The following is a 20,326-nucleotide window of genomic DNA, read 5'->3' on the forward strand; positions in this document are numbered from 1 at the left end:
CCGGCGGTGACCGTGCCGCCGAGGCCGAACGGATTGCCGACGGCCACGACCCAGTCGCCGACGTGAACCTTGGAATCATCGGCGAAGTCGACATAGGTGAACTTGCCGTCGCCTTCGACCTTGAGCACCGCGAGATCGGTGCGTGGGTCTGTGCCGACCAGCTTGGCGTCGAGTTCCTTGCCGTCATGCATCACCACCGTGAAGGACGAGCCATCTCCGACGACATGGTTGTTGGTGACGAGGTAACCATCATCGGAGATGAAAAAACCGGACCCCTGGGCGACCGGCCGCGGCTGGCGGTTCTGATCACGGCGTCCGAAGCGCCGCATTCCATCCTGGCCCCCCTGATCGCCAAAGCCACGGAACTCCCTGAAGAAGCGGCGCAATTGCGGATCGTCGGGAAGATTGCCGAAGCCGTCGGGCAGGTCGGAGCCGTCGTCGGCGGTCGATTCTATCTTGGCTTTGACGCGTACACTGACGACCGCCGGCGAAACGCGCTCGACCACATCGGCGAAGCTCGGGACCTGCGGCGCCTCGACACGCACGGCCTCGGCCAGGACCGGGGCTGTCACGGTGGCAACCGCGCCGAAGCCGATCGCGCCGGCAATGGCCACTGAAGCTGCGGCAGCCATCAGGCGTTTGCGGGTGCGGGGATATGAACTGGGGGCAATATTCATGGGTCTCGTATCCTCTTCAAGGGATGCGCTTCGGTCGGCATCCTCGGGCAAGAGAAATAGAGGGGCGCACATTACGGCGCCATTTCCGGTGCATGAAACTTTCGTAATGTTTGCGGGGGCCGCCGCCTTCAGTCCCGGTGCAAAATAGTGTCCAGCTCCGCCTGTTCCTCGGCGGTCAACGCATTGGTTGGCGCTGAGCGGCGCGAGCGGGCGCCGAGCACGATGACGGCGCCGCCGGCAAGGAGCAGAAGGATCGGCGTGCCCCAGAGTAAAGCATTGCGCAGGCTGAAGCGCGGTTTCAACAGCACGAACTCGCCGTAGCGGGAAACAATATAGTCTATCACCTGCTGGTCGGTGTCGCCGGCAACGAGGCGCTGGCGCACCAGCACGCGCAGATCGCGGGCAAGGTCTGCATCGGATTCATCGATCGACTGGTTCTGGCAAACCATGCAGCGCAGCTCTTCCGAAAGCGTCCGCGCCCGCGTCTCGAGCGCCGGGTCGGCCAGAACCTCGTCGGGCTTCACCGCAAGTGAAGCGCCGGCAAACAACAGCGTCAGCAGCAGGATCAGCGAGGCCAGTGAAAATCTTGCGGTCATGGCAGGCTCGCGGAAGGCACTGCGCCGGTCGACTTGCGGCGGCGCGACGGTGCCCCGACGCGCAGGCGCCGGTCCATGAGCGACATCGCAGCACCTGCCATCATGACCAGGCTGCCCCCCCAGATCAGCGCCACCAGCGGCTTCCACCAAAGCCGCACCACGACGGAGCCGTCGGTCCCTTCGTCGCCAAGCGAGAGGTAGAGCTGGCTGAACCCAATCGTCTTGATACCGGACTCGGTCGTCGTCATCTGTCGGACCGGATAGGAGCGCTTGGATGAGGTGATTATGGCGGTTGTGCTTCCATCGGCGTCGAGCAGCGCAAAGCGGCCACGATCCTCGCTGTAATTAGGCCCCTGAGCGGGATAGAGCCCTTCGAAACGCAGCGTGTGGCCGGACAGTTGCACGGTCTCGCCCGCATGCATCGACAATATCTTCTCGGTGCCGAAGCAAAGCGTGCCGACGATGCCCAGCGTCGTCAGCCCGAGGCCGAGATGGGCGAGCGCGGTGCCGAAGACCGAACGCGGCAGGCCGGCGAAGCGCCTGAACATGGTGCCGGTTGCGACAGTGCCAAAGCCGGACTTGACGGCAATATCGGTGAGCGCGCCGCAGATCAGCCAAAAGGCCAGGCCGACGCCAAGTGCTGCGAACACCGACGCGCCGTCGATGAACAAGGCCGTCACCAGCACGGCCAGAAGCGCTGCGGCGAAGGCCGCCATCAGGCGCTGGGCGACGGCGAAGATGTCGCCGCGCTTCCAGGCCAGCAGCGGCCCGAACGGGACCACGACCAGAAGCGGCACCATCAGCGGGCCGAATGTCAGGTTGAAGAACGGCGCGCCGACCGAAATCTTGTCGGCTGAAACGGCCTCGACCGCCAGCGGATAAAGCGTGCCGATCAGCACGGTGGCGGTGGCCGTGGTCAGGAACAGATTGTTGAGGACCAGCGCCCCTTCGCGCGAGATTGGATGGAACAGGCCGCCGGCCGTCAGCCTCGACGCGCGAAAGGCGAACAGCGCCAGCGATCCGCCGATGAACAGTGTCAGGATGCAGAGGATGAACACGCCGCGCGTCGGATCGGTGGCGAAGGCGTGGACCGAAGTGAGCACCCCGGAGCGCACCAGGAAGGTGCCGAGCAGCGACAGCGAGAAGGTCAGGATCGCCAGCAGCAGCGTCCAGATCTTCAGGGCCGAGCGCTTCTCCATGACGATCGCCGAGTGGAGCAGCGCCGTGCCCGCCAGCCATGGCATAAAGGAGGCGTTCTCGACCGGATCCCAGAACCAGAAGCCACCCCAGCCAAGTTCGTAATAGGCCCAGTAGGAGCCCATGGCGATGCCGCCTGTCAGGAACATCCAGGCGACCAGCGTCCATGGCCGCACCCAGCGCGCCCAGGACGCGTCGATGCGGCCTTCGATGAGGGCGGCGACCGAGAAGGAAAAGCAGATCGAGAAGCCGACATAGCCGAGATAGAGCAGCGGCGGATGGATGGCGAGACCGAGATCCTGCAGGATCGGATTGAGATCGCGGCCCTCGATCGGCGCCGGATTGAGCCTGGCGAACGGGTTGGACGTCGCCAGGATGAACAGGAAGAAGGTGGCGCCGATGGCCCCTTGCACGGCCAGCACATTGGCTCGAAGCGTCGCAGGAAGATTGCTGCCGAAAGCAGCGACGAGCGCGCCGAAGAAGGTCAGGATCAGCACCCAGAGCAGCATCGAGCCTTCGTGATTGCCCCAGGTGCCGGTGATCTTGTAGATCAGCGGCTGCAGCGAATGCGAGTTGTCCCAGACATTGGCCACCGAAAAATCGGACGTTGCATAGGCTATCGCCAGCGCCGCGAAGGACAGAGCGGTCAAGGCGAAGCCGGTCACCGCGACCGGACCGCCGACGGCCATCATCTTCTGGTTGTTCATGCGCGCGCCGAACAGCGGTACCAGCGTCTGCACCAAGGCCAGCGCAAACGCCAGGACCAGCGCGAAATGTCCGGTTTCAACCAAGGCTGTTACTCACTCTTGCTCTCCTGCCACACGCCCTTGGCCTTGAGACCGTCGGCCACCTCCTTGGGCATGTAGTTCTCGTCGTGCTTGGCCAACACGCTGTCGGCGACGAAGACGCCGTCCGGGCGAAACGTGCCTTCAGTGATGACGCCCTGCTCCTCGCGGAAAAGGTCGGGAAGAATGCCGGTGTAGGTGACTTTCACCTGCTTCTGATTGTCGGTCACCGAAAAGGCGACAGTGGCCCCCTGGCCGCGCTCGATCGTGCCTTTTTCGACGAGGCCGCCGAGCCTGATACGCTGCCCGGGCTGCAGGCTGGCGGTGGTCAGATCGGCGGGCATGTAGAAGTAGGAGGCCTTCTGGCCGAGCGCGTAGAAGGTCAGACCGGTGGCGGCACCGAGAAAGGCCAACCCTCCGGCGATCACCGACAGTCTTTTCTGCTTGCGCGTCATGTTTTACTCCGTCGCCGTCAGACCAAGCGAGACGGCAAAGGCGGTGAATTTCTTCGCTTCCTCACTATCGGAGCCAAAAACGGCGATACCGCGATTGAGCGCGTCGCGTGCCTGATCGGCCTTGCCCAGCACGACATAGGAACGAATAAGCTGCATCCATCCTTCCGCATCGCGCGGGTTTTGACGAAGTTTTTCATCAAGTCCCGCAACCATGGTGTTGATCATCGCTTCCCTGTCCTGCGGCGACATCGACGAGGCGGCATCGACATCCCCGGCGCCCGGGCCTTTTGCAGGCTCTCCCGAAGCGACGCTCCGCTTGGCGGATTCGGCCAGTGCCTGCTCGACGGCGCCGCGCCAGGCTGAGTCCTGCGGCAAGGCCGCTAGCATTTTCTGCCAGCCAGCTGTCGCCTCCTCAATGCGGCCTTCCTGCGCCATGCCCATCGCGAGATAAAAGCTCGCCTTCGGATTTGCCGGATCGAGCTTCAGCGCCGCCTCGAAAGCGGCCTGAGCGTCGGACGAAACAATGCCGCCCGCTGCGTTGGCGATCGCCTCGCCGAGGCCTGCCTGGCGGGCGGCGCTGTCACCGTCGAGGCGAATGGCGTTGCGATAGGCCGTCACCGCATCGGCGAAGCGCTGCATGCGCAGATAGATGGGCGCCAGAACGTCCCAACCCCTGCCATCGGACGGATTGGCGGCAAGGTGAGCCTCGGCGCGTGCCACCAGCTCGTCCACCGAACTGTCGGCGGGATTCTTGGTCAGCCGCTCGCTGAGCGGCTGCGACGGCAGATCGGGCGAGCCCAGCTGGCTGTACAAGCCCCAACTGACCAGCGGAACCACCAGGACCGCGGCCGTCGCAACCAGCCTGGTCGCCATCGACGGCTGCCGCGCCGCGGCCTTGTCGGCCGGATCGGCCCCGGCCCCGGCATTGTCCAGGCGAAGGATGCGGCGAGCGATTTCGGCACGCGCCTCTTCGGCCTCCGCCGGCTGGATCAGGCCGCGCGCCACGTCTCGGTCAAGCTCCGACAGCTGGTCGCGATAAACTTCAAGGTCATGATCGCTGCTCGCCGAACCATCCTTCGGGCCGCCGGCCAGCGGCAGCAGAACCGCCAGGCTTGCACCCAGCGTGAGAATGGCAGCTATGACCCAGAACAGCATGCTTCTTCCAATAACGGCAGAGCCCTGCCCTGCCAACACAGGCATCCTGCGACGCTTTGACGGCAGGTGCGTCGCATGTGCTTGATTGATGTCAACCGGACCTATCCGCCCAGTCGTTACGTCAGCGGCGTCCAGCTGCCATCGGCGTTGCGGCAAGCGGTTCCGCGCGCGGTGGCGCCGGCGGCCCCGGTAAAGACCGTATGGGTGTATTGCCGGCAGTCCTGCGAGCCGACACGATAGGGCTGGGCGGCGACAACCTCGCCATAATGCGCCGACCGATCGCTCTTCCACGTCACCTTCTGGCCACTCGCTGTGTACTCGAGCGCCTTGTATTCCGCCTCCAGCGCCTTGCGCTTCTCGGATTCCTTCAAGCCGGCACCGATCGATCCGCTGACGAGGCCGCCGCCCATGGCGGAAATGATCGTCGTCGCGATCTTGCCGTCAGTTGGCGGCGTGACGGCAGGCTGCGGCGCCACCGTGGGGGCCGGGCTGTTGCCCAGCGTCGTGCAGCCGGAAACGGCCAGCAGTGCGGAAACGAGCGCGACGCGAATCTTCATGCCAACAACCGGTTTTCTTGAGTTAGAGCTGGGAGCCGCGCCATCGGGGAAGTCGGTGTGGCCATTAGTGTTGATGTTTGTCCGAAATTTGGCCGCGGCCGACGCTCCGGGACCAATCGACATGCCGCCATATCACGCACCGTCGATCAAGCATCATTGAAGGCTCCGCAATCGAACCACTGCCTTCAACCCGCCCATGCCGGACCGTTCCAGAGCCAGAACGCCTCCATACTCATTGACGAGGTCGGCGACAATGGCAAGTCCAAGCCCGGTCCCCGGCTTGGTCTCGTCGAGCCGCCGTCCGCGCCTCAGCGCCTCGCGCGCCTTGTCTTCGGGAATGCCCGGGCCGTCATCCTCGATACTGATCTCGAACAGATTGACGGCACCCTCCTTGCCGGCGCCACTCGTCTTGTCGGAGATTGGTGCCACCGACACTGCGACCGCGCTCTTTGCCCATTTCATGGCGTTGTCGAGCAAATTGCCAAGCAATTCTTCCAGATCCTCACGTTCCCCGGCAAAGACGATATCGACTGCCGGCAGCGAAAGCGAGAGAGCAGTCTGCGGGTTGAGTTTTTGCAGCACGCGCACCATGCGCTGGACCAGCGGCGCCACCGGCGTACGGTAGACGACGCTGTCGCGTTGCGCCGCGACGCGGGCGCGCTGCAGATAGTGGTCAACCTGCTTCTGCATCGAGGCGGCCTGCTCGGCTATGAGCTTGCCCTTGGCGCCGCCAAGCGCCCGCCCCTCGTTGATCAGCACCGCCAGCGGCGTCTTCAGCGAATGGGCGAGGTTGCCGACCTGCGTGCGCGAGCGCTCGACAATACGCTTGTTGTTTTCGATCAGCGCGTTGGTCTCGTTGGCAAGCGGCTCGATCTCGGCCGGGAAGCGGCCGTCTAGCCTTTGCGCGGTTCCTTCCCGCACCATGGCGAGAGCGTTCCTGACCCGGCGCAATGGCTGCAGGCCCAGCAGGATGGCGATGGCGTTGATGGCGATCATGCCGACGCCGAACAGGGAAAGATAGGTCAGAAGGCGACGCTGGAAGGCGCCTATCTCCTGCTCGAGCTCGGTCTGGTTGCCCATGACACGGAAGCGCGCCGCGCGATTTTTCGCGTCGAGAACGAATTCGCTCTCGAACACTTCCAGCTCCTCGCCATTGATGCCTTCGGTGGCATAGCTGCGCTGGAAGCTGGCATTGAAGGGAACCTCGGCGACGCTTGGCGACGGGATCGTCTTGGTCATCGAGGAGGAGTGCAGATCGCCGCGCACGCCTTCCGACGCAGGCTCCACCGACCAGTACCAGCCGGAATTCGGCTCCGAGAACCGAAGATCGCCAAGGTCGGGAGCGCCGGTCAGCGAACCGCCTTCGGACACGCCGACCGAGCCGATCAGATTGAACAGATGCGCCGACAGCAAGCTGTCGAAACCGCGCTCGCTCGCCTGGCGATAGAGCGTCGTGATCAGCGTGAAGATGACGACCAGGGTGAGTATCGCCCAGACCGTGGAAAAGGCGATCACCCGGAACGCCAGCGAACGCGGCCAGAACCGCAGCGAAAGCGGCGTTCTTGCAGTCTGTTTGAGCGGTTCCGCCTTACGCCTCCGGCTCACGCATTCGATAGCCCATGCCGCGAACGGTTTCTATCATGTCGATGCCCATCTTCTTGCGAAGCCGCCCGACAAAGACCTCGATTGTGTTGGAATCGCGGTCGAAATCCTGATCGTAAAGATGCTCGACCAGCTCGGTGCGGGACACGACCTCGCCCATATGGTGCATCAAATAGGCAAGCAGGCGGAATTCGTGCGACGTCAGCTTCAGCGGCACGCCGTCGACATCGGCCTTGGAGGCCTTGGTGTCGAGCCGCAACGGCCCGCAGGTCAACTCGGACGACGCATGGCCGGCCGCGCGCCGGATGAGCGCGCGAACCCTGGCCAGCACCTCTTCGATGTGGAACGGCTTGGTGACGTAATCGTCGGCGCCGGCGTCGATGCCGGATACCTTGTCGCTCCAGCGATCGCGCGCCGTCAGAATCAGGACCGGCATCTTGCGGCCGCCGCGTCGCCAGCGCTCAACCACACTGATGCCGTCCATCTGCGGCAAGCCGATGTCGAGCACCACGGCGTCATAGGGCTCGGTATCGCCAAGGAAATGCCCTTCCTCACCGTCGAAGGCCCGGTCGACGACATAGCCGGCATCGACCAACGCGTCTGATATCTGCCGGTTGAGATCCTTGTCATCTTCGACGACCAGTACGCGCATGCTGGGATCAACACCTGTTGAAGAATTGGTCAGATATAGGCCGATTCCGACACGCTGGGAAACGGCGGGTCAATTCTGCGGAACGACGATCTCTGTGCGGCGCGGGCGCTGCCCGTCCTTGCCTGGAACCAGCACGACGATGACGCAGACCGGCTGGCCACCGCGCGTCGACTGTGATGCCTTGGCCAGCGTGCCGCCATTCTGCTCGGCGACCTGCTGACCGATCGCGTAGCAGTCGGAGGCAGCCAGGACGACCGGCCGGTTCTGCTCGGGCACGACGACCGGCAGCGCCGTCGCCTGCGATGCGAACAGAGCGGCCGCTGATAGCGCCAATGTCGCGGTTCGGAAGTGGGAACGAAGCGTTTTCATGGTCAGCGTTCTAACGCATCGGTGCTGAACGTGAAATGAACAGTGAACGCCTGCAACACATGCCTATCCCACCCCTGAAACGCGAGACAACCGACCTTATGATTTCGCCGCCCCAACCCGGCAAAATTCATCGAAGCGCCAGTCTAGACTGTGTTGCAGCCATATTGAAAGCGCGTCAGGCGTTTTCTTCCGTCACGGCGCGAAAACGCAGCAGCCCGTGATAGGCCGAAAGGTCCTCGTCGTAACGGCCCTCAGTGAATTCGAGCCTGAGATTGAGTCGGTGATGCTCGTCGAGCGCGAGCGCCGCATCCTGGAGCCGGGCGCTGACCATGTCCATCACATCGAGCATTTCTTTCCTGGCCTCGGACTTCGACCAGAAATGCAGCGTGAAAAGCTGCTCGGCGTCGTTCTCCATGCCCGTTGTCCAGTCGTAGACGCTGGTCCGGCCAAAGGTGACATAGGGAAACGGGACATTTTCCGGGGCATGGTCGAACAGTTTAGCGCCGCCCAATGCCGCTGACAGGAAACCATCACCGTTCAGCGTTTCGAACAAGGCCTTCTGCAGCGCGGCCGCCGGCGCGGTCATCGTCTTCTCCCTCGCCCGTCACGACTGAACAGGCCTTCACCGTCAGCGATTCCTGCTTGCAGCGTAGCCGCGTTGACGTTCTGGCGCCAGATCACGGGACGGTCGGGATTTATCGAAAATCGGCTGCGGTCAGCACGTACATGCTCTTGCCGGTACGGGCATAAGCATTCCTTGCGACGTCATGTATGGGACCGACAGCCGCATCGAAGGCGGCGAGATATGTGGCTTCGGCTGTCGCCGTCCCCGACGGTGCCGTCGAGATGGCATCTGCATCGACAAAGAAAGAAATCTGGGACATGCCGTCATAGCCGACGAAGCGGATCCGTCGGCTCGCTTCGTCGTAGCTGCGGCTTTGGTTTGGAAATGTCAGGCTCATGACTTGACGCCGTTAAGCGGCCCCCGCCTTCTTGACTGCCGCCCGCTTTTTCTTGGGGGCGACGGGATTGAGGGCCTCCGCGGCGCGGTCGGCCTCTTCCTTGGCCAGCCGCAGCGCCCGCAGCCTTGCCGTCTTGATGATCCTGGCCTTGGCTTCCGAAACATATTCGGCCGTTGCCTGGTTTCGCTCCGCGGTTTTCTTCTGCTTTTCCATGAAGCGCGCCTCAGCTTTTTCCATTATATTCTGACTGAATTCCGCCATCGATAAAATCTCCTTCTTGACTGAGATTATGAAAGTGAGTTTCTCATCTAAAATAGGTACTCGGATAGAAAAAATCAATTCCAGGATTATTTTATGCTCATCGAATTCATGGGAATGAAACTGCTAAATAATACTGTCAATAGTTTCCGATAAAGGACTAATATTTTTTGGCACTCCTATCTATCGAGTGCCAAAACGCCTATACAAGGGCGTGGCCGCCTAAGCCGGCCCCAGAAAGAAGTTCCCATGAAATTCCGGCCACTCCACGATCGCGTCGTTATTCGGCGCGCCGAAAGCGATACCAAATCCAAGGGCGGCATCATCATCCCCGACAATGCCAAGGAAAAGCCGCAGGAAGGCGAAGTGATCGCCGTCGGGCCAGGCGCGCGGGACGAAAGCGGCGCGCTGATCGCACTCGATGTCAAGGCCGGCGACCTCATCCTGTTCGGCAAATGGTCGGGAACCGAAGTCAAGATAGACGGTGAGGACCTTCTGATCATGAAGGAGGCCGACATCATGGGCATCATCGACAAGAGCGAGATGGGCATCACCGACAAGATCGTGGCTGCCAAGAAAGCCGCCTGATTGGAGCGCCGCGCGTCCTCTTGGACGCGCAGAAGATGCTCCAAGTTTTTGATTCAGGCGGGTGCTGCCAGCGCCTTGCCACAACCAATTGAACGGGACGAAAAAACATGTCTGCCAAGGAAATCAAATTCTCCACCGATGCGCGTGACCGGATGCTGCGCGGTGTCGAAATCCTCAACAACGCCGTCAAGGTGACGCTCGGCCCCAAGGGCCGTAACGTCATCATCGACAAGGCCTATGGCGCGCCGCGCATTACCAAGGACGGGGTGACGGTGGCCAAGGAAATCGAGCTTGCCGACAAGTTCGAGAACATGGGCGCCCAGATGGTGCGCGAAGTGGCCTCGAAGACCAACGATCTCGCCGGCGACGGCACCACCACCGCCACGGTGCTTGCCGCTTCCATCCTGCGCGAGGGCGCCAAATTCGTTGCCGCGGGCATGAACCCGATGGACCTCAAACGCGGCATCGACCTTGCGGTCACCGCCGTCGTCAAGGAAATCCAGGCACGCGCCAAGAAGGTCAAATCTTCCGGTGAAATCGCGCAGGTCGGCACCATTGCCGCCAATGGCGATGCCACCGTCGGCGCCATGATCGCCAAGGCGATGGACAAGGTCGGCAATGACGGCGTCATCACTGTCGAGGAAGCCAAGACCGCAGAGACCGAACTCGACGTCGTCGAGGGCATGCAGTTCGACCGTGGTTATCTCAGCCCCTATTTCGTCACCAATGCCGAGAAGATGCGCGTCGAGCTGGAGGACCCTTATGTCCTCATCCACGAAAAGAAGCTTGGCAATCTGCAGGCGATGCTGCCGATCCTCGAAGCCGTGGTGCAAAGCGGCAAACCGCTGGTGATCATCTCCGAGGACGTCGAAGGCGAAGCGCTGGCGACGCTGGTCGTCAACAAATTGCGCGGCGGCCTCAAGGTCGCGGCAGTCAAGGCGCCGGGCTTCGGTGATCGCCGCAAGGCGATGCTGGAAGACATCGCCGTGCTCACTGCCGGCCAGATGATCTCGGAAGACCTTGGCATCAAGCTCGAGAACATCACCATCGACATGCTCGGCCGCGCAAAGCGCGTGCTGATCGAGAAGGACACGACGACGATCATCGACGGTGCAGGCGAGAAGGCCACGATTCAGGCGCGTGTCCAGCAGATCAAGGGGCAGATCGAGGAAACCACTTCCGACTACGATAAGGAGAAGCTGCAGGAGCGGCTAGCCAAGCTCGCCGGCGGCGTCGCGGTCATTCGCGTCGGTGGTGCGACCGAGTCCGAGGTCAAGGAAAAGAAGGACCGTATCGACGACGCGCTGAACGCTACGCGCGCGGCGGTGGAAGAAGGGATCGTTCCCGGCGGCGGTGTTGCTCTGCTGCGCGCCAAGGCCGTGCTGAACGGGCTGACCGGAGCCAATGCCGATGTGACGGCGGGCATTTCGATCGTGTCGAGAGCGCTCGAAGCGCCGATCCGCCAGATCGCCGAGAACTCCGGCGTCGAAGGTTCGATCGTTGTCGGCAGGCTCATGGACAGCAAGGATCACAACCAGGGTTTCGATGCTCAGAACGAGATCTATGTCGACATGATCAAGGTCGGCATCGTCGACCCGGCAAAGGTGGTGCGGACCGCGCTCCAGGATGCCGGTTCGATCGCGGCATTGCTGATCACTGCGGAAGCCATGATCACCGACATTCCAGCCAAGGATGCCGCGCCTGCGGCCGGCGGCGGCATGGGGGGCTACTGACCATCGCCTAGACAAGCCTGCAGCGCCCGGCCGGAAAGGCCGGGCGACCGATCCCAACACCAACCAGGAAGGAACTGTTCCGTGGCCACACAAAGCAGCAAGCCATCTCTCGCGCGTCGATGGGAAGATTACCAGCCGGCCAAATCCACGCTTTTGTGGGCATGTGCGGCAACCGTCGTCGCCACGCTGATCATCGGTTTCAACTGGGGCGGCTGGGTGACCGGTGGCACCTCACGCGCGCTGGCGACAACCGCCGGCGACGTGGCGCGCGGCGAGCTGGCCTCGGCGGTCTGCGTCGATCGCTTCAATACGGCACCCGATGCCGCCGCCAAACTTGTAGAGTTCAAGGCCATAACCGACAGTTACAAGAAGCGGCAGTTCATCGAGACGGGCGGCTGGGCGACCATGCCCGGGAAAACCTCGCCCGACAGGCTGGGTGCGCAAAGCTGTGCGGTCGCTCTCGCCGCCTGATATCATCGACCTCTCCGAGAGAAACGAGCTCTACACGAGAGCCTGAAAGAAAACCGCCGGGGCATCTCCCCGGCGCGCGGCCCGCCGGCAAGGAGATCGATCCATGATTGCGTTCGTCCCGAAGCCAAATGCCGTCGCGACAATCAAAGCGGTTGAGGAAAGTCGCTTCGATCGCATTCGTAGACTTGCCGATAAGCATAGGAAAGCTGACACCGGCACGATACGCCGCGACCCGCAAAAGACCGGCGACAAACGCCCTATGTGACGCCCGCGTGCCGCCACCTCACGAAACCGGTGCCGCACCGCCCTCTTCGGTGCGCCGCGCTATGAATTCGTCGAGGACGTCTGATGTGACAGCGGCCGAGGGCGGTGGCCGGAAGTCGGCCAACAGTCGTTTCCAGATGCCGGTGGCGCGCTCCGTGGCGGTTCTTGACCCGGCCTGCGTCCAGTTGCCGAAATTCGACCAGTCGGCCACCAGCGGCTCGTAGAATGCGGTGCGGTAGCGCGCCATTGTGTGTCCGGCCGAGAAGAAATGTCCGCCCGGCTGCACTTCCGCGATGGCCTCGAAGCCGATCGCATCTTCGTCGCCTGGCGTCGCCGCGCAGAGTTCCGCGACCGTCTGCAGCGCCTCGATATCGGTGATCAGCTTCTCGAAGGAGACGCTCAGCCCGCCTTCGAGCCAGCCCGCGGCATGGATGCAGACCGTGGCGCCAGCAAGCACCGAGCCCCACAGCGCGAACTGGGTTTCGTGGGCTGCCTGCGCGTCCGAAATGTTGGCGGCGCTGCCGCCACCGGACCGCCAGGGAAGGCCGGTGAAGCGCGCAAGCTGACCGGCGCCGAGCGTCGCCTTGATGTGCTCCGGTGTGCCGAAGGCCGGCGCCCCGGATTTCATGTCGACGTTGGACGAGAAGGAACCATAGACGACCGGCGCGCCTGGCCGCACGATCTGGGCCAGCGTCAGCCCGGCCAGCGCTTCGGCATGCTGCAGCGTCAGCGCGCCGGCCACCGTGATCGGCGCCATGGCGCCGGCCAGGCAGAAGGGCGTGATGATCAACACCTGCCCCGCCTTGGCAAAGTCGATGATGCCTTGCGCCATCGGAATGTCGAGCTGACGCGGCGAATTGGGGTTGATGACGGTGTAGCAATAGGCCCCCGAACGGAATTCGTCCTCGGACAGGCCGCGCGCCAGCCGCAGCATCTCGAACCCGTCCTCGACCTGCGGCGTGCCGCGCGCGAAAATGAACGGGAACTTGTCGGACAGCGTCAGCTGAGCCCGGTTGACGGCATAATGGCGCAAACGGTTGTCGATGTCCTGCGGCTCGATGCAAGGCCCCAGCATGTGCAGGACGTCGAAATGCTGCACCAGCCGAATGAGATCCTCGAAAGCGGCAAGCGTCCCCGGCCGCCGGCCGCGCTCTAGATCGGTGACGTTCGGCGCGCCGGATCCCGCCAGGAACGTCATCGAGCCGAGCTCGAGTATCAGGTCTCGGACACGGTCGCCGGCGTGCGCCCGGATCGATTTCGGCGCCGGGGCCAGCGCCGCCGCGACGATGTCGCGGCCGAGGCGCACCATCTGACTGTCCTCGTCGACCAAAGCGCCGGCACGGGCAAGAATGAGACGCGCTTCCGGCAACAGCACCTTGACACCGAGTTCCTCGAGCACGCGCAGCGCCGTGTCGTGGATCGCGGCGACGTGGTCGGCCGAAAAGACAGGCTGCGGCAGGAACGGGTTCTTCAGCGAACGATAGTCCGGCCGGCGGCTGCTCTCGCTGCCAGCCTCGCCGGTTCGTCCGCGCCTGCGTTCGCGCCTGAGGTTGCGTGCGGCGTCATCGACCATGGCAGATACTCCTCATTGCCGTATTGCCTTGCCCTGGGGATCGTAGGAGAGGCCGCGATGACGCGCGCCGGCCGTTCGTTAGAGGCGGCAGGATACTTGCACTGTACATATGTGTCTAGTATGGTTGTATGCAGCTCTCCCCCATGCATATTGTGCGGCCATGATCATGATTGCTCCGCGGGACGAGCCGGCGCCCGGCAACATCAAGGTGACGCGCTGGGACTGGATCAGTCTTGCGCTCCAGACATTGATTTCAGACGGCATCGAAAGCGTGCGCGTGCTGCCGCTCGGCCAGAAGCTCGGCGTTTCGCGCTCAAGCTTCTACTGGTATTTCGATAGCCGTCAGGATCTGCTCGACCAGTTGCTTGCCCATTGGCGGGATACCAACACCAAGGCGATCGTCGAACGCGCGCAGCGGCCGGCCGAAAGCATCATCATGGGCGTCATGAACGTGTTCGAATGCTGGGCGGACGAGCGCCTGTTCGATCCTAGGCTCGACTTCGCCATCCGGGAATGGGCGCGTCGCTCCGATGACGTTCGCCGGGCAATCGACCAGGCCGACAATGACCGCCTGGGCGCGATCCGCGACATGTATCGCCGGCATGGCTATGATGAAGAGGATGCCTTCATCCGCGCCCGAGTGCTCTACTACATGCAGATCGGTTATTATGTGCTCGACCTCAAGGAGCCAGTCGAGGCGAGGGTCAGTCATCTCGCCGCTTATCTTCGCAGTTTCACCGGCCAGGAGCCAAGCGACGCCGACGTGGCGCATTTCATGCGCTTTATCGCGGCGCGGTAATGTTGAACGCGGGTCCGCGCCTGCGGGGCGTTGGAGGTGGGCCGCAGGCCCTACCCCCTATCAACAAACTGTACCGCGCAAATCTCCCTCGCCCTTGTGAGCGGGGCCAAAATGGACGAATAGTCTTGGTAGGCGCGTCGCCCTGAAATTGCCCCCGTGCAGTTTCTCACTGGGAGGCGTAGCCGCAGCCGGATCCTGGAATGGCCAGTCCTTTGAAACCACGCAAGAGAAGAGGTCCGATTGCCGCAAGACTGCTGGCTGCGGATGCGTGGTTCGATTCCTCGCTCTACGAGATCGGCTTCAAGGCGCGCCGGTTCTGGGAAGCGGCCACCATTTTTTTCCGGCGCTTCCGCGTCTCCGGCTGGCGCCGCGGCATCATCGAACTGTTGAGCGAGGGTTTCACGCTCGGCGCCGGCGGCATCGTCGTCATGCTGGCGCTTGCGCTGCCAGCCTTCCAGGAGACCGCCGGCGACTGGCGGGCCCAGGGTGATTTCGCCGTCACCTTCCTCGATCGCTACGGTAACGAGATCGGCCAGCGCGGCATCATCCAGCGCGATTCGGTGCCGGTCGACGAGATGCCCGACCAGGTCATCAAGGCGGTGCTGGCCACCGAGGATCGGCGTTTCTTCGATCACTACGGCATCGATGCGCTCGGCCTTTCGCGCGCGATCTTCGCAAATGTGCGGGCGAATTCCGTGGTGCAAGGGGGCTCGAGCATCACCCAGCAGCTGGCCAAGAACCTGTTCCTGACCAATGAACGGACATTGGAACGCAAGATCAAGGAAGCCTTCCTGTCGCTGTGGCTCGAGGCCAATCTGTCGAAGAAGGAGATCCTGCAGCTCTATCTCGATCGCGTCTATATGGGCGGCGGCACCTTCGGCATCGAAGCGGCCGCTGATTTCTATTTCGGAAAAAGCGTCAAGGATCTGAACCTCGCCGAAGCAGCGATGCTGGCCGGCCTGTTCAAAGCACCGACCAAATACGCGCCGCACATCAACCTGCCTGCTGCCAGGGCGCGGGCCAATGTGGTGCTGTCCAATCTCGTCGAGGCCGGCTTCATGAGCGAGGGTCAGGTGCTGCAGGCGCGGCTGCATCCGGCCGAGATCGTCGACCGCGGCGAGCAGAAAAGCCCGGATTACTACCTCGACTGGGCATTCGAAGAGGTCAAGAAGATCGCGGCGAAGTCCGGCCAGCATTCGCTGGTCGCTCACACCACTTTCGACGCCAACATCCAGAAGGCGGCGGAAGAATCGATGGAGTTTCATCTCCGCCAGTTCGGCAAGGAATACAACGTCACCGAAGGCGCCATGGTCGTCATCGAAACCAATGGCGCAGTCAGGGCGATCGTCGGCGGCCGCGACTACGGTGCCAGCCAGTTCAACCGCGCCACCAAGGCGCTGCGCCAGAGCGGCTCATCGTTCAAACCCTATATCTATGCAACGGCGATGGAGCACGGCTTCACTCCGGACTCCGTCGTTTCCGGCGGGCCGATCTCCTGGGGCAGTTGGTCGCCTCACAATTACAATGGCGGGTCGGCCGGCAAGGTCACGCTGATCACGGCGATGGCCAAATCGATCAACACCGTGCCGGTGCGGCTGGCCAAGGATTATCTCGGCATCAAGCCGATCAAGGCGATGGCGGAAGCCATGGGCGTCGAATCGCCGCTCGAATCGCACAAGACGATGGTGCTCGGCACTTCGGGCATGACCGTGATGGACCAAGCGACAGGCTATAGCGTCTTCGCCCAGAACGGCTTTGTCGGCTCCCGGCATGGCATCACCCAGCTCGTCACCCATACCGGCGAGATGGTTTACGATTTCGCCAAGGATGCGCCGCCGCCGCATCGTGTGCTGTCGGAACAGGCGCTGAAATATATGAACACCATGCTGGCGGCGGTGCCGGTGATGGGCACGGCGCGGCGCGCTGCCCTTCCCAACATCGTTTCGGCCGGCAAGACCGGCACCACGCAATCTTATCGTGATGCCTGGTATGTCGGCTTCACCGGCAACTACACGGCTGCCGTGTGGCTCGGCAATGACGACTTCACCCCAACCAACAACATGACCGGCGGCTCGCTGCCGGCGATGGTGTGGCAGCGGCTTATGGTCTATGCGCACCAGAATATCGATCTCAAGCCGATCCCCGGTCTCGATCATCCCTTCGTCGACGAAAAAATTGCCGCCAAGGCCGAGGACGCGGAAAAGAAGAACGCCGAGCAGGCAGCGGCGGACGCCGCCGCCGAGCGCCCGCCGGTGCTGTCCAGCCAAACCACGCGGGCGCTCAAGGACATCACGAGGCTGTTCCAGTCGGCGCCCGTTCTCAAGGCACCTGCGACGCCGGAGACCCTGTCGGCGCTTTGACGCCCGCACACGACCGATCATGCTCGCGCCGGCAATTCCACAGAGGTCCGCTTGCCATGGCCCCCTGCCCCGCGATATCCCCGAGCGGCACTCCTCTTTCCCGCGGCTCCTCATGCTCAAAAACGCATTCCTGACGCTCCTCGCGCTTGCCATAACCATCGGCGGCGGCGGCGGCAGTGTCTGGTACGCTCTCAAGACGCAGGATGGCATCGGCGCGATCCGGATCGGCCCATGGACGGCGTTTCCCGATATCGGAACGCAGGCGGCGGACCCCTATTCGAAAGCCCGTGTGGCGCGCGAGGGTGTGCTGGCGCTCGGGCAGGCAGAGGGCCTGTCTTTTGTCGCCGAACGCGATTCCGGCGGCGAGCAATTGAAACGTCAATGCGCCTATGAAATCGAAGGCGGATTTCCCACGGCCCGGTTCTGGACCCTCTATGCCACCGATCAGTCGCTCGGCGTGATCGAGACCGACAAGCCGAGGCTTGCGGCACTTCAATCCTACCAGGTGCTGCGCCAGCCCGACAATTCGGTGGTGATTTCCGTCGGCCACCGCCCCGCGCCCGGCAACTGGCTGCTTTCCGACGGCTCCGGTCGGATGTATTTCGTGCTGACATTCTACGATACGCCGATCGCCAGCAGCACGGGTCTTTCGGATATCACGCTACCGCAGATCCTGAAGGTCGGCTGCAATGCGTAGGCTGCTGCACGCGATCTTGCTCGGCCTGCTTGGCGCCGGTGTCGTGCATATCATCGTGCTGCTGCTCGTCCCGGAATTTTCCGAACGTGACGCCTGGTCGCGTCTGGCCATGGCGTCGGACCTCTATAGGATGACCAGGCTGGACGCAGAGGCCGGCGGCACGCCGGTGGTAAAATCCGTCGATCCGCTGTTTTATGCGGCGGCTTGCCGGTTCGATCTGTCCGAAGGGATGGTGCGGATCAAGGCACCCGGAAACGTCCCATTCTGGTCCGTATCGGTCTATGACCGTGGCGGCCACAACATCTATTCCTTCAACGACCACAGCGCGACCGGCAGAGTGCTGGACAGTATCGTGCTGACGCCGGCGCAGATGATCGAGATCCGCAAGAATCTTCCCGAGGAATTGCAAGGGGCAATCTTCGTCGAGGCGCCCATCGACGAAGGCATGTTCGTCATCCGTTCCTTCGTGCCCGACGACAGCTGGAAGCCGGTCGTGTCACGGTTTCTCGAGCAGAGCTCCTGCGAGCTGCAGGATTTCTAAAGGGATCCCGAAACTCAGTGGTGCGGAACAGGCAGCGTCCCTGACGAGCCCGGCTTGTCCAGACCGGCGCCTGTCCGGGTCTCGCCCGTCAGTGGCCGTTGCTCATAACGGACGCCGGGGAAAATGATCACCGCCGCCGGCCTACCAGCGTTTCGTTCTGCTCGATTGGTTGCCGCCGTTCGCGGCACGAAAGACAGTACCATGCCCATGGTTCGTGCATTCCTCTCGGTTGCCCCGGAGCACAACGCAACGCCTCCAATCTGATTAAGGCCGGCAGTAGGTTAACGGAACGCTAACGGATCGCCGCTAATTTGATGTTTGTCTAGGGGTCAGGACGTCCTGACTCGAAGCAAATGCGAAACCGACACAGTCCCGGTCGCGCATGGTCCAGATTGTGTCGAGTGTCAGGCGTATCCTTCGTGTCAGCTTCGGATTTCAGGCAAATCGCTATACGAGCTGAATCGGGAAAGGCTGAAAGGCTGTTCCGCGCCGCGGTGTCGGCGTTCTGCTCGCTCACCCGCCCTTCGCGCCGGGAGATCGCGCAACTTGAGGATCTGACGCTTCCACTTTTCGCCAATGTGTCGGTCGAATCGCGCCGCTACGTCGCTGCCGCCCTTTCCGAGTGCAAATATGCGCCCACGGCGCTGGTCCGGCGGCTTTGCGAGGAGCCGGTCGACATCGCCGCCCCGCTGCTCATCCGCTCGCGCGCGCTCAGCAACATCGATCTCATCGCGCTGATCGGGCGGCACGGCCTGCCGCATGCGCGCGCCATTGCGCGCCGCAAGGACCTGAACCCGACCATCGCCCACCTGATCAAGGCGCTTGAAAAGCCGACGCTGGTGAGCGTGCGGCAGCCCGAGGCGATCGCCAGGACGGCGTCCGAAAGCGCCGAAGTCGTCGCGTCCGATCCCGACAGGCAGCAGGAGCCTGGCGCCGCCGCCGAAAATGCGCGGCGCCGGCTGCGGTCAATGATGCGTGCCGACGTGGAGAGCGGCGCAACCATCAATCCGTTCACCGGCTCAGAAACCTATGTCAAACTGCGCGAGACGGCGCTAACCGGGAACGCCGCATTCTTCCAGACAGCACTGGCCGACGCGCTCGAAATCGATTTTTCAACGGCGCGGTCGCTCACCGCGAACCAGAATTACACGTCGTTGCTGGCCGCCCTGCGCGCGCTCGATCTCGGCGAAGACAGGGCGTTCCTGATCACCGTCGCCGTCTACCCCACAGAGTTTCCGCATCCGCAGGCCATCCGCACTTTCCTCGACCGGTACCGCCTGCTGCATCGCGACGCAGCGCTGGACAGGGTTCGCGGCCGGAAGGTCGACACACTGTCGAAGACCATTCGCAGTACCGGACCCGTCGCGACAAACGCCGACATCCGCAAGGCGGACAGCGACAATGCTGCCATCAGCCTTAAGGCGCGTCGCGTCTGAAGGGATTCATGCGACGCGCCTCAAGTTTTTTGTTTTTATGCATGTCGTTATCCCAAAACCGCTGCGCACTTTTGGGCGACATACATCAAGGCGCGGCGCATCTGAAGAGATTCGAGCGAACGCTTTAAGCCTTTGTCTTTCATGCATATCGTTAGAGCGACTTGACGGAAATAAGCTCCTCGACGTGAACAGCGCCGGCCTCGATCTCGACCACCCAGATGTCGGGATCGAATTTTTCTCCCTTTCCAGTCGTGCGTCAATGACGGCGGCATCGTCGCCGGCGCCGAGCAAACTGAAGAATCGGTCGTCGGGTTTGGCCGAATCGTAGCTCGTCTGCGGCGCCGGTCCAAACAAGGCAACTTCGCCCAGGCGGCCACGTGCCAGCACGAAGACCGCGCCGGCCTCGGTCGCGCCGCGCTTAACCACAGCGGCGAAGCCCCCGGCGCTGAAAACCCGGCGCAACAGGGCAGACACCCACAGATCGGTGGTTACGCGCATGGCAGGATTCTGGACGACATCGCACGGTACTTAGAGCAAAGGTCCGAAAACCGAAATCGGTTTTTGCCCATCCGGTTGGCGAACGCCTCGACCGTCAGGCG

At 62.7% G+C, this 20,326-nt stretch carries 22 protein-coding genes and 1 pseudogene; 9 read left to right on the plus strand and 14 right to left on the minus strand.

The genetic code is table 11. The features are described 5' to 3' along the window. From EOC93_RS05485 to EOC93_RS05540, 12 genes are all read right to left on the minus strand, one after another. Nucleotides 1-677: trypsin-like peptidase domain-containing protein (locus tag EOC93_RS05485; RefSeq protein ID WP_206532213.1), on the minus strand; the 677-nt coding region annotated here is incomplete at its 3' end. 128 nt (nt 678-805) lie between these two features. Continuing rightward, nucleotides 806-1,273: a cytochrome c-type biogenesis protein gene (locus EOC93_RS05490; RefSeq protein WP_095486557.1), complete on the minus strand. Its 468-nt coding sequence runs from the start codon at nt 1,271-1,273 to the stop codon at nt 806-808. Next, nucleotides 1,270-3,261 (minus strand): heme lyase CcmF/NrfE family subunit, encoded by a 1,992-nt coding sequence (locus tag EOC93_RS05495; protein WP_127204078.1) that lies wholly within the window; start codon nt 3,259-3,261, stop codon nt 1,270-1,272. Before EOC93_RS05495 ends, EOC93_RS05490 begins: the two co-directional genes overlap by 4 nt. Before the next feature lie 5 nt (nt 3,262-3,266). Beyond that, complete coding sequence (gene ccmE, locus EOC93_RS05500) at nt 3,267-3,710, minus strand: cytochrome c maturation protein CcmE (protein WP_095486555.1); 444 nt, start codon at nt 3,708-3,710, stop codon at nt 3,267-3,269. A 3-nt stretch (nt 3,711-3,713) separates the two neighbouring features. Next, complete coding sequence (ccmI, locus tag EOC93_RS05505) at nt 3,714-4,865, minus strand: c-type cytochrome biogenesis protein CcmI (RefSeq protein WP_095486554.1); 1,152 nt, start codon at nt 4,863-4,865, stop codon at nt 3,714-3,716. Between the two features lie 116 nt (nt 4,866-4,981). Further along, complete coding sequence (locus EOC93_RS05510) at nt 4,982-5,422, minus strand: hypothetical protein (RefSeq protein ID WP_095486553.1); 441 nt, start codon at nt 5,420-5,422, stop codon at nt 4,982-4,984. A 153-nt stretch (nt 5,423-5,575) separates the two neighbouring features. Then, nucleotides 5,576-7,027, minus strand: coding sequence for an ATP-binding protein (locus tag EOC93_RS05515; protein ID WP_127204079.1), 1,452 nt, complete (start codon nt 7,025-7,027; stop codon nt 5,576-5,578). Next, nucleotides 7,011-7,676, minus strand: a complete 666-nt coding sequence (locus EOC93_RS05520; protein ID WP_023800820.1) for a response regulator transcription factor — start codon at nt 7,674-7,676, stop codon at nt 7,011-7,013. Before EOC93_RS05520 ends, EOC93_RS05515 begins: the two co-directional genes overlap by 17 nt. A 69-nt stretch (nt 7,677-7,745) precedes the next feature. Further along, a complete protein-coding gene (locus EOC93_RS05525; protein ID WP_095486551.1) occupies nt 7,746-8,045 on the minus strand; it encodes a hypothetical protein in 300 nt (99 codons plus the stop codon). Nucleotides 8,046-8,220: 175 nt separating this feature from the next. Next, nucleotides 8,221-8,631 carry a DUF3168 domain-containing protein gene (locus EOC93_RS05530; protein ID WP_095486550.1) on the minus strand — a complete coding sequence of 137 codons (411 nt, stop codon included), beginning with the start codon at nt 8,629-8,631 and terminating at the stop codon, nt 8,221-8,223. A 109-nt stretch (nt 8,632-8,740) separates the two neighbouring features. Further along, the gene (locus tag EOC93_RS05535; RefSeq protein WP_095486549.1) at nt 8,741-9,007 is read right to left on the minus strand and encodes a DUF1488 domain-containing protein; all 267 of its coding nucleotides are present in this window, start codon (nt 9,005-9,007) and stop codon (nt 8,741-8,743) included. A gap of 12 nt (nt 9,008-9,019) precedes the next feature. Next, a complete protein-coding gene (locus tag EOC93_RS05540; RefSeq protein ID WP_095486548.1) occupies nt 9,020-9,268 on the minus strand; it encodes a hypothetical protein in 249 nt (82 codons plus the stop codon). Nucleotides 9,269-9,514: 246 nt separating this feature from the next. Here EOC93_RS05540 and EOC93_RS05545 point away from each other — a divergent pair, with 246 nt between their 5' ends. From EOC93_RS05545 to EOC93_RS33985, 4 genes are all read left to right on the plus strand, one after another. Then, complete coding sequence (locus EOC93_RS05545) at nt 9,515-9,853, plus strand: co-chaperone GroES (RefSeq protein WP_095486547.1); 339 nt, start codon at nt 9,515-9,517, stop codon at nt 9,851-9,853. Between the two features lie 107 nt (nt 9,854-9,960). Further along, complete coding sequence (groL, locus tag EOC93_RS05550) at nt 9,961-11,586, plus strand: chaperonin GroEL (protein WP_095486546.1); 1,626 nt, start codon at nt 9,961-9,963, stop codon at nt 11,584-11,586. 81 nt (nt 11,587-11,667) lie between these two features. Then, entirely contained in the window at nt 11,668-12,057 is a 390-nt protein-coding gene (locus EOC93_RS05555) for a hypothetical protein (protein WP_095486545.1), read from the plus strand. A 103-nt stretch (nt 12,058-12,160) separates the two neighbouring features. Beyond that, a complete protein-coding gene (locus EOC93_RS33985; RefSeq protein ID WP_164547001.1) occupies nt 12,161-12,322 on the plus strand; it encodes a hypothetical protein in 162 nt (53 codons plus the stop codon). Between the two features lie 18 nt (nt 12,323-12,340). Here EOC93_RS33985 and EOC93_RS05560 read toward each other — a convergent pair whose 3' ends face one another. Then, a complete protein-coding gene (locus EOC93_RS05560; RefSeq protein ID WP_127204080.1) occupies nt 12,341-13,894 on the minus strand; it encodes a trimethylamine methyltransferase family protein in 1,554 nt (517 codons plus the stop codon). A 160-nt stretch (nt 13,895-14,054) separates the two neighbouring features. Between EOC93_RS05560 and EOC93_RS05565 the strand changes: the two genes are divergently transcribed. The 5 genes from EOC93_RS05565 (at nt 14,055) to EOC93_RS05590 (ending at nt 19,727) form a co-directional block, all read left to right on the plus strand. After that, nucleotides 14,055-14,693, plus strand: coding sequence for a TetR/AcrR family transcriptional regulator (locus EOC93_RS05565; protein ID WP_095486543.1), 639 nt, complete (start codon nt 14,055-14,057; stop codon nt 14,691-14,693). A gap of 200 nt (nt 14,694-14,893) precedes the next feature. After that, nucleotides 14,894-17,053, plus strand: a complete 2,160-nt coding sequence (locus EOC93_RS05570; protein WP_095486542.1) for a PBP1A family penicillin-binding protein — start codon at nt 14,894-14,896, stop codon at nt 17,051-17,053. A 112-nt stretch (nt 17,054-17,165) separates the two neighbouring features. Beyond that, complete coding sequence (locus tag EOC93_RS05575; protein WP_127204081.1) at nt 17,166-17,750, plus strand: DUF1214 domain-containing protein; 585 nt, start codon at nt 17,166-17,168, stop codon at nt 17,748-17,750. Further along, nucleotides 17,743-18,291 carry a DUF1254 domain-containing protein gene (locus tag EOC93_RS05580; protein WP_127204082.1) on the plus strand — a complete coding sequence of 183 codons (549 nt, stop codon included), beginning with the start codon at nt 17,743-17,745 and terminating at the stop codon, nt 18,289-18,291. The genes EOC93_RS05575 and EOC93_RS05580 overlap by 8 nt, the downstream gene beginning before the upstream one ends. A 419-nt stretch (nt 18,292-18,710) precedes the next feature. Beyond that, nucleotides 18,711-19,727: a hypothetical protein gene (locus EOC93_RS05590; protein WP_127204084.1), complete on the plus strand. Its 1,017-nt coding sequence runs from the start codon at nt 18,711-18,713 to the stop codon at nt 19,725-19,727. A gap of 151 nt (nt 19,728-19,878) precedes the next feature. Here the strand turns inward: EOC93_RS05590 and EOC93_RS05595 are convergent. Next, a pseudogene (locus EOC93_RS05595) lies at nt 19,879-20,225 on the minus strand (DUF1491 family protein). Nucleotides 20,226-20,326: the final 101 nt, after the last annotated feature.

This window comes from Mesorhizobium sp. M6A.T.Ce.TU.002.03.1.1 (genome assembly GCF_003997275.1).
Classification (GTDB): Bacteria; Pseudomonadota; Alphaproteobacteria; order Rhizobiales; family Rhizobiaceae; genus Mesorhizobium; species Mesorhizobium mediterraneum.